The sequence below is a fragment of the Streptomyces bungoensis genome (genome assembly GCF_001514215.1).
Taxonomy (GTDB): Bacteria; Actinomycetota; Actinomycetes; order Streptomycetales; family Streptomycetaceae; genus Streptomyces; species Streptomyces bungoensis.
In genome coordinates, this window is record NZ_KQ948879.1 from 53751 (window position 1) to 61777 (window position 8027).

Sequence of the window (8027 nt, forward strand, 5' to 3'; positions counted from 1 at the left end):
TACTTCATTGTCCCATGGCGGCCCGCCCGGAACGCCCCCACAGAACCTCCAGGCCCGCCGGAGGGCACTGGGAGGTTCCTCCAAAGGGGAGAGCGAGCCGGCGAGGGCGGCCCGGCCCGGCCGAGCCGGGACGGGCCGCCCTCGTCAGTGCCCGTCCGGGTCGTTCCGGCCGAGCGCGGGCTTCGGCGTCGGGCCCGCCGTCATCAGGTAGTCGGCGGCGGAGGTGTCGGTGACCAGGCTGGTGACCAGCCCGGAGCGCAGCACCGCGTCGATCGCGGCCGCCTTGCGCTGGCCGCCGGCGATCGCCACGACCTCCGGGATACGGCGCAGCTGGTCGGCCTTGACCGTGATGCACCGCTCCCCCAGGTCCCGCCCGATCCGGCGCCCCTCGGCGTCGAACAGGTGGGCCGCCATCTCGGCGGCGACACCCAGGGAGGCGTAGTGCGCGCGCTCCTCGTCGCTGAGCATGTCGTGCACGGTCGAGATGCCCGGCTCCCAGGAGCCGATGGACACACAGGCGACCGTGACCTTGTCGAAGTACTCGAAGGCCCGGGCGATCCCCGTCTGGTGACGCAGCGCGGCGGCGGTGGCCGCGTCCGGGAGCAGCATGGGCGCGTAGATGGGGTGGGCGTCGCCGCCCGACACCTGGGCGGCCCGGCGCACGGCCTCGACCGAGCCGCGCTCGGAGGTCCCGGCGTCGTACACGCCCGTGAGCTGCACCACCGTGCAGGGCGGCAGCCGGTCGAGCGCCGCCGCCATGTGGATGGTGGACCGGCCCCAGGCCAGGCCGAGCACGGCCCCCTCGTCGACGAGCTCGCCGAGCAGGTCGGCCGCGACCTCGCCCAGGTTCTCGGGGTCGGGGGTCTCCTCGGCCTCGGCCGGGGACTCCACCACGACGGCGTGCCTGAGGCCGTAGCGGGCGCGGAGCGCGTCCGAGCGCTCGGCGTCCAGCTCGGCCGGGACGCGGATCTCGATGCGTACGAGATCCCGTTCGAGGGCGGTCTCCAGGACCCGGGCCACCTTGAAGCGGCTGACGCCGAACTCCTCCGCGATCTGGATCTTGGACTTGCCCTCGAGGTAGAAGCGGCGGGCCATGGCCGCCGCCTGCACCAGCTCAGCGGGTCCCATCCGCACTGCTGACCGGCCCGCCGACATACCCGACACGGCGATCTCCTCACTGCTGTTCACACTCTGGATTCGCCGTTCATCCTTGCAGATTCGGCGTTGCTGATCCGCCCCGATGGGCGCCGTTCATTCAAGCGTTCACGTAGCCGTGGTTCAGTGGTCGCATGCCCAGGCCGCCCGGGCGGTGGCCGTCTCCGCCTGGCCGCGCAGGGCACGGATCGCGTCGGCCGGGTCCTGCGCCCCGTACACGGCCGAGCCGGCCACGAAGACGTCCGCCCCCGCCTCCGCGCACCGCTCGATCGTCGTGGCCGAGACGCCGCCGTCGACCTGCAGCCACAGCTGCAGACCGTGCTTGTCGATCAGCTGCCGGGCGCGGCGGATCTTCGGGAGCATGATGTCGAGGAAGGCCTGGCCGCCGAAGCCCGGTTCGACCGTCATGACCAGCAGCATGTCGAGTTCGGGCAGCAGGTCCTCGTACGGCTCGATCGCCGTCGCCGGCTTGAGGGCCATGGAGGCGCGGGCGCCCTTGGCGCGGATCTCCCGGGCGAGCCGCACGGGCGCGGCGGCCGCCTCCACGTGGAAGGTGACGGACGAGGCCCCGGCCTCCACGTACTGCGGAGCCCAGCGGTCGGGGTTCTCGATCATCAGATGGCAGTCCAGCGGGGTGCCGGTCGCCTGCGCCAGGGACTCCACGACCGGCACGCCGAGCGTGAGGTTGGGGACGAAATGGTTGTCCATGACGTCGACATGGAGCCAGTCGGCTCCCTCGACCGCCCGCGCCTCGTCCGCGAGGCGGGCGAAGTCGGCGGACAGGATGCTGGGGTTGATCTGCACGGCCATGACCCAAGCCTGCCATGTCCGGGGCACGGATGTTCGCGCCGGTCCACAGGCGAGACAGTTCATCGCACTTGTACGACGATTTACGCACGCCTGTGGACAGCCCCGGTCGGCACCGTCCCGGCCCGCCGCCCCTTACCGCCTGCCGTCAGCCGGTCCGCCGGACCAGCGCCAGGTACATCGCGTCGGTGCCGTGCAGGTGCGGCCACAGCTGCACGTCCGGCCCCTCGCCGAGCGCGGGCACACCGGGCAGCAGCGGGCGGGCGTCGATCAGTTCGGTCTCCGGGTACTGCTTGAGCACGTCGGCGACGACCGCCCGGGTCTCGGCGAGGTGCGGCGAGCAGGTGGCGTACGCGACGATTCCGCCGACCCGCACGGAGTCCAGCGCGGTGCGCAGCAGGCCGCGCTGCAGCGGCCCGAAGTTCTCCAGGTCCTCGGGGCGGCGCCGCCAGCGGGCCTCGGGGCGGCGGCGCAGGGCGCCGAGCCCGGTGCAGGGCACGTCCATCAGCACCCGGTCGAAGCTGCCGGGCCGCCACGGCGGCCGGGTGCCGTCGGCGGTGATGACCTGGTAGGGCCCGGGGTTGCCGTGCAGGGCCTTCGCCACCAGCCCCGCCCGGTGCGGCTGCTTCTCGGCGGCGAGCAGCGCGGCACCGCGCTCGGCCGCGAGGGCGGCCAGCAGGGCCGCCTTGCCGCCGGGGCCGGCGCACCCGTCGAGCCAGGTGCCGTCGGGCCCGTCGAGGGGGGCGTTCGCCAGCGCGAGGGCGACCAGCTGGCTGCCCTCGTCCTGCACGCCGGCGCGCCCCTCGCGGACGGCGGTCACGGCACCCGGCTCCCCGCCCTCGGCCAGCCGCACCGCGTACGGCGACCAGCGCCCCGGCACGGCGGCCTCCTCGCGCAGCAGTTCCTCGGCGGTGGCCCGGCCCGGCCGCGCCACGAGGGTCACCTCGGGCCGCTCGTTGTCGGCCTCGAGCAGCTCCTCGATGCCGGCCCGGCCGCCGCCGAGGGAGTCCCACAGCGCGGAGACGACCCAGCGGGGGTGGGAGTGCACGACGGCGAGGTGCTCCTCGGGGTCCTCGTCGTAGGGCGGCGCGACCTTCGCGAGCCACCCGTCGAGATCGTCCTGGGCCACCTTGCGCAGCACGGCGTTGACGAACTTGGCCCGCCCGTCGCCGAGGACGACCCGCGCCAGCTCGACGGAGGCGGACACGGCGGCGTGCGTCGGGATCCGCGTGCCGAGCAACTGGTGCGCGCCGAGGCTCAGTACGTCCAGCACCGGCGGGTCGACCTCCCGCAGCGGACGGTCGACGCAGGCCGCGATGACGGCGTCGTAGGTCCCCTGCCGGCGCAGCGTGCCGTACACCAGCTCGGTGGCCAGGGCGGCGTCCCGCGCCTCGAAGCCGTCCTTCTCGCGCGCCTTGCGCAGCAGCGGCGGCAGCACGAGGTTGGCGTACGCGTCCCGCTCGTCCACCGCGCGCAGCGCCTCGAAGGCGAGGATGCGGACGGGGTCCTTCTGGGGACGGCGGTAGGGCTTGGCGGGCCGGCGCGGCCGCCGGGACTGCTCGCTCACGAAAAAGGTGCTCCGGAAGATAAGGATGGGGTGCGGTTCCAGCGTACGTCGGCACCGCGCCCGGGCCGCCGTCCGGGGCGTCAGCCGCCCAGCGTCTCGCCCTCGGCGATGCGCACGCCGCGCGCCCAGTCCGCCGCCCGCATCGGTTTCTTGCCCTGCGCCTGCACCCACACCAGCTCGACGGCGTACGACCCGGTGCCGACGTGCACGCTGTTCTTGGCGACGGCGAGGTGCCCCGGGGCGAGGTCGGTGCGCCCGGGCACGGGCGTCACCTGGATCAGCTTCAGCCGCTCGCCGCGGAACACGGTCCAGGCGCCGGGCGCCGGGGTGCACCCGCGCACCACCCGGTCGACCCGCAGCGCGGGCGCCGCCCAGTCGATCCGGGCGTCCTCGACGGTGATCTTCGGCGCGAGGGTGACGCCCTCGGCGGGCTGCGGCACGGCCTTCAGGGTGCCGTCCTCGATGCCGTCCATGGTCGCGGCAAGCAGCCCGGCCCCGGCGAAGGCGAGCCGGGTGAGCAGGTCGCCGCTGGTGTCGGTGGGGCGGATCTCCTCGGTCACGGTGCCGTAGACGGGCCCGGAGTCGAGGCCCTCCTCGATGAGGAAGGTCGACGCCCCGGTGATCTCGTCGCCGGCCATGAGGGAGTGCTGCACGGGCGCGGCGCCGCGCCAGGCGGGCAGCAGCGAGAAGTGCAGGTTGACCCAGCCGTGCCGGGGGATGTCGAGGGCGGCCCGCGGCAGCAGGGCGCCGTAGGCGACGACCGGGCAGCAGTCCGGGGCGATCTCCGCGAGGCGCCGCAGGAACTCCGGGTCGCGCGGCCTGACCGGCTTGAGCGCCTCGATCCCGGCCTCCTCCGCCCGCTCGGCCACGGGCGACGCGACCAGCCTGCGCCCCCGCCCGGCGGGCGCGTCGGGCCGCGTGACGACGGCGGCCACCTCGTGCCGCCCGGAGGCGAGAAGGGCGTCCAGAGCGGGAACGGCGACCTCGGGGGTACCGGCGAAGACGAGCTTCATGGGCGGGATCGGGCCTCTCGGGCGGGGGTCGGACGGGCAGCGCACCAGTCTATGACCCCGAGCGGGACCCAGGTGTGCGCGGCCGCGGGCGGCGTACGCATATGCCCGCACGCCCCCGCACCGTGACCCGCGGAGCGCACAGGCGTTGTCAAGGATGAGTTGACCCCATCGGGCCCCTTTCGCGGCCCGCTTCCTTTCAACGCCGGTTCGAGAGGCTTGTTCATGGCCGACCACGCAACCCACGACGCCCAGGCCCGGGCCAGCCTGCACTTGCTGGTGCGGGACATCGAGCGGGTCCGCCGGCAGGTGGACGCGCTGCGCACGCTCACCGCCCAGCTGGGCAACGTCTACCGCCCGCGCCGTTCCGGCCCGTCCACGGGCTTCGTCGTCTACGGGCGGGCCCCCGCCCCGACGGTCCGCCTCGCCCAGGAACTCCGGGACAGCGTCGAGACGCTGGTCACGGCCGCCGTGGACTTCGACCGCTCGCTCGGCTTCTCCTGGGACGCGGTGGGTTCGGCGCTCGGGGTCACCAAGCAGGCGGTGCACCGCCGTTACGGCGCCCGGCGCGCCGTGGCCCAGGCGGCCGCCGAGGCCGACCGGGCGACGGAGTCCTCCGGCGCCCGCACGCTGAACATGAACGCCGGGCTGCCCGCGGTTCCGGCCGTCCCCGGCGCCCGTTCCATGCCGACGCAGCCGACCGCGGGCAGCCCGACGCTGCGCGACGACACCCGCCCGACGACCTTCCCCGCCCCGCGCAACGGCTGACCCGCGGGGCGGCCGACCCGCGCTCGGCCCGCCGTCGCCCCGCCCTCCCGGCTGTCTCCGGGAGGGCAGCCGTACACCCGGCACGGGCGGGCCGTGCGATCGGCCGGCCATCCGGCGGTCAGGGCCGGTCCGCGGCGGTCAGCCGATGTCCGGCGGATCGATCCGGACCCGCACCGGTTCCCCGGTCCCCCGCGCCATCCGCGCCGCCTGGGCGGTCTTGAGGGCGGCGGCCAGCGCGGCCCCGGTCCCCGGCGGCACCCGCACCAGCGCCCGCTCCCAGTGCTCCCCGGGCGGCGGCGCCCCGGGCCTGCGCGGTCGCCCGGGCAGCGTGGGCGGCACCGGAACCGGGCCCAGCACCTCGGCGTCGGGCGGCAGTTCGGCGGCCCCCAGGAACTCGGCGACGGCCTCGGCCGTCCCGGACACGGCCGCCATCCGGGACACGGGCGGAAACCCCAGCTCGGCCCGCTCCGCCAGTTCCCGCACCGCGTGCCCCACCGGATCCCACCGCACCAGCGCCTGGACGGGTCGCAGCGTCGGCTCGGCCACGACGACCACGGTCCCCTGCTCGCCCTGCGGCCGCACCAGCGCCGCGGCCGCGATCCACCGGCGCAGCGCGTCCTCCCCGGCCCGCAGGTCGGGCCGCCCGAGCATGGCCCAGCCGTCCAGCAGCAGGGCGGCCGCGTAGCCGCCCTCGGCGACCGGTTCGGCGCCCGGGGTGCTCACCACCAGCGCGGGCGTCCCCGGCACCGTGTCCAGTACGTGCTCGCGGCCCGAGGTGCGCACCGGTACGGCGGGGAAGGCACGCCCCAGTTCCTCGGCGGTCCGCCGGGCTCCCACGACCTGGGCGCGCAGCCGGAACCCGCCGCACTCCGGGCAGTGCCAGGCACCCTCCCCGCGCCCGCACCAGCCGCACCGCAGCGCCTCGGCGTCCGCGCCCTGCGCCTCCAGGGGCCCGGCGCAGTGCCGGCAGCGGGCGGGCGCCCGGCACTGGACGCAGGCCAGCCGCGGCACGTAGCCGCGCCGGGGCACCTGGACCAGCACCGGCCCGTGCCGCAGCCCCTCCCGGGCCACCTGCCAGGCGAGGCTGGGCAGCCGGGCGGCGCGTGCGGCCTCGTCGCGCGCGAGGTCCGCGTCCCCGACCGTGCGCACCAGGGGCGCGGCCAGGCGCACCTGCTCCCGTCCGGCGACCAGGGGACGCGCCCAGCCGGTCTCCACCAGCTGCGCGCCCTCCACGGTGCAGCTCCAACCGCCCAGCAGGAAGGCGCACTTGTCCTGGGCGGCGCGCAGCAGCAGCACATCGCGCGCGTGCGGCTGCGGGGCGTGCTGCTCGCTGTGGCTGTCGTCGCCGTCGTCCCAGAGGGCGACGAGCCCCAGGTCCCGCACGGGAGCGAACATGGCCGCGCGCGTCCCGACGACGGCGCGCACGGACCCGCGCCGCACCGCCAGCCACTGCGCGTACCGCTTCTCGGGTCCGGCGTCGGCGGTGAGCAGGACGTGCCGGCCCTCGCCCAGCAGCGCGGTGAGCGCGGCGTCGACGCGCGCGGCGGCCCGCCCGTCCGGGACGACGACGAGCGCGCCGCGCCGGGAGGCCAGCGTCGCGGCGACGGCGCGGGCCAGCTCCTCGCTCCACAGCGGCCCCGGCAGGGCGTTCCAGACGGCCCGTGGGGCGCCGCCGGAGGCCAGCGCGTGCAGGAAGGCGCCCCCGTGCTCGTAGCGCGCCCAGGACCCGGCTGCGGGCTCGGCGGGCGGTGGCAGGGGCGCCGGGGACGGCCGCTGCTCGGCCCGCGCGCTGCGGGGCGGCACGGCCAGCTGGAGCACGTCGGCGAGGCTGCCCGCGTACCGGTCGGCGACGGCCCGGGCGAGCCCCAGCAGTTCCTCGCCCAGCACGGGCTCGGGGGACACCACCTGGGCGAGGGCGGCCAGCGGCCCCGAGTAGTCGGACTCGGCGCGCCGCTCGACGAGGAAGCCGTCGACGAGCCCGCCGCCCTCGCGCCGCCCGTCCCGCACCCGGCCCCGGCCGGCTCCGAACCGCACCCGGACCCGGACCCCCGGCTGCGCGTCGGCGTCCAGCTCCTGCGGCACGGCGTAGTCGAAGTACCGGTCGAGATGCAGGACGCCCTTGTCGACGAGGACCCGCGCGACGGGCCGCTCCTTGGCCAGCGCGGCTCCCCGCCAGGTCCGCGGCTTGGCCCGGGGCACCTTGGCCCCGCGCACGCTCTCCCGGATGAGCGCGAGCTGCTCCGGCGGCGCCCCTTCGGCCCCGCCGTCCCCCGGCCCGTTCTCGCTGCTCACGCCTGCATTCTTACCAAACGGCACTGACAGACGGGACCGGACGCCGGTGCCCGCCCGAGATCGGCCCGGCCACGGAGCGCCCCACGAGACGCCTTCGCCTTCGGCCGCTCGGCCATACCGCTCCCGTCACGGGACCGGCAGCAGGATTCGAACCTGCGAGGGATTCACCCAGAAGTATCCGCGGCCCGCGCACCGGGCGGGCGCCGGTCTCCCGAGATCAGGTCGGCAGCGGTGTCGCGTTCTGGATTCACCGCACGCACGCAGCGCGCTCCACCGAAGTAACCGCCGCCGGCGCACCGGGAGATCATCAGCCTGTGGTGCGGCCGCGCGCACGGCGAGCGCTTTTCGCGCCCGGCGGCCGGGAAACGCCGGGGCCCGGCCTCCCCCGAGGGGAGACCGGGCCCCGGTCCGGAGCCGAGCCGGGCCTA

At 76.1% G+C, this 8027-nt stretch carries 6 protein-coding genes; 1 reads left to right on the top strand and 5 read right to left on the bottom strand.

The features are described 5' to 3' along the window. Window positions 1–144 precede the first annotated feature (144 nt). From AQJ66_RS34770 to fmt, 4 genes are all read right to left on the bottom strand, one after another. Window positions 145–1188, bottom strand: coding sequence for a sugar-binding transcriptional regulator (locus AQJ66_RS34770; protein ID WP_061930321.1), 1044 nt, complete (start codon window positions 1186–1188; stop codon window positions 145–147). A 90-nt stretch (window positions 1189–1278) separates the two neighbouring features. Then, the gene (gene rpe, locus AQJ66_RS34775) at window positions 1279–1965 is read right to left on the bottom strand and encodes a ribulose-phosphate 3-epimerase (protein ID WP_061930324.1); all 687 of its coding nucleotides are present in this window, start codon (window positions 1963–1965) and stop codon (window positions 1279–1281) included. Between the two features lie 145 nt (window positions 1966–2110). Then, on the bottom strand, window positions 2111–3529 hold the full coding sequence (locus AQJ66_RS34780) for an RsmB/NOP family class I SAM-dependent RNA methyltransferase (RefSeq protein WP_061930328.1): 1419 nt from the start codon (window positions 3527–3529) through the stop codon (window positions 2111–2113). An 80-nt stretch (window positions 3530–3609) separates the two neighbouring features. Beyond that, a complete protein-coding gene (gene fmt, locus AQJ66_RS34785; protein WP_061930330.1) occupies window positions 3610–4542 on the bottom strand; it encodes a methionyl-tRNA formyltransferase in 933 nt (310 codons plus the stop codon). A 222-nt stretch (window positions 4543–4764) separates the two neighbouring features. On the opposite strand from fmt, the gene AQJ66_RS34790 reads away from it, so the two are divergent. After that, window positions 4765–5307, top strand: a complete 543-nt coding sequence (locus AQJ66_RS34790; protein WP_061930343.1) for a hypothetical protein — start codon at window positions 4765–4767, stop codon at window positions 5305–5307. A gap of 138 nt (window positions 5308–5445) precedes the next feature. On the opposite strand, the gene AQJ66_RS34795 is transcribed toward AQJ66_RS34790, so the two are convergent. Next, a complete protein-coding gene (locus AQJ66_RS34795) occupies window positions 5446–7599 on the bottom strand; it encodes a primosomal protein N' (RefSeq protein WP_061930333.1) in 2154 nt (717 codons plus the stop codon). Window positions 7600–8027 lie beyond the last annotated feature (428 nt).

What these genes read in the sequence shown, in the direction of transcription:
- rpe (WP_061930324.1), bottom strand. Translation starts at nt 1,965, where the DNA reads ATGGCCGTGCAGATCAACCCCAGCATCCTGTCCGCCGACTTCGCCCGC.
- fmt (WP_061930330.1), bottom strand. Translation starts at nt 4,542, where the DNA reads ATGAAGCTCGTCTTCGCCGGTACCCCCGAGGTCGCCGTTCCCGCTCTG.
- AQJ66_RS34790 (WP_061930343.1), top strand. Translation starts at nt 4,765, where the DNA reads ATGGCCGACCACGCAACCCACGACGCCCAGGCCCGGGCCAGCCTGCAC.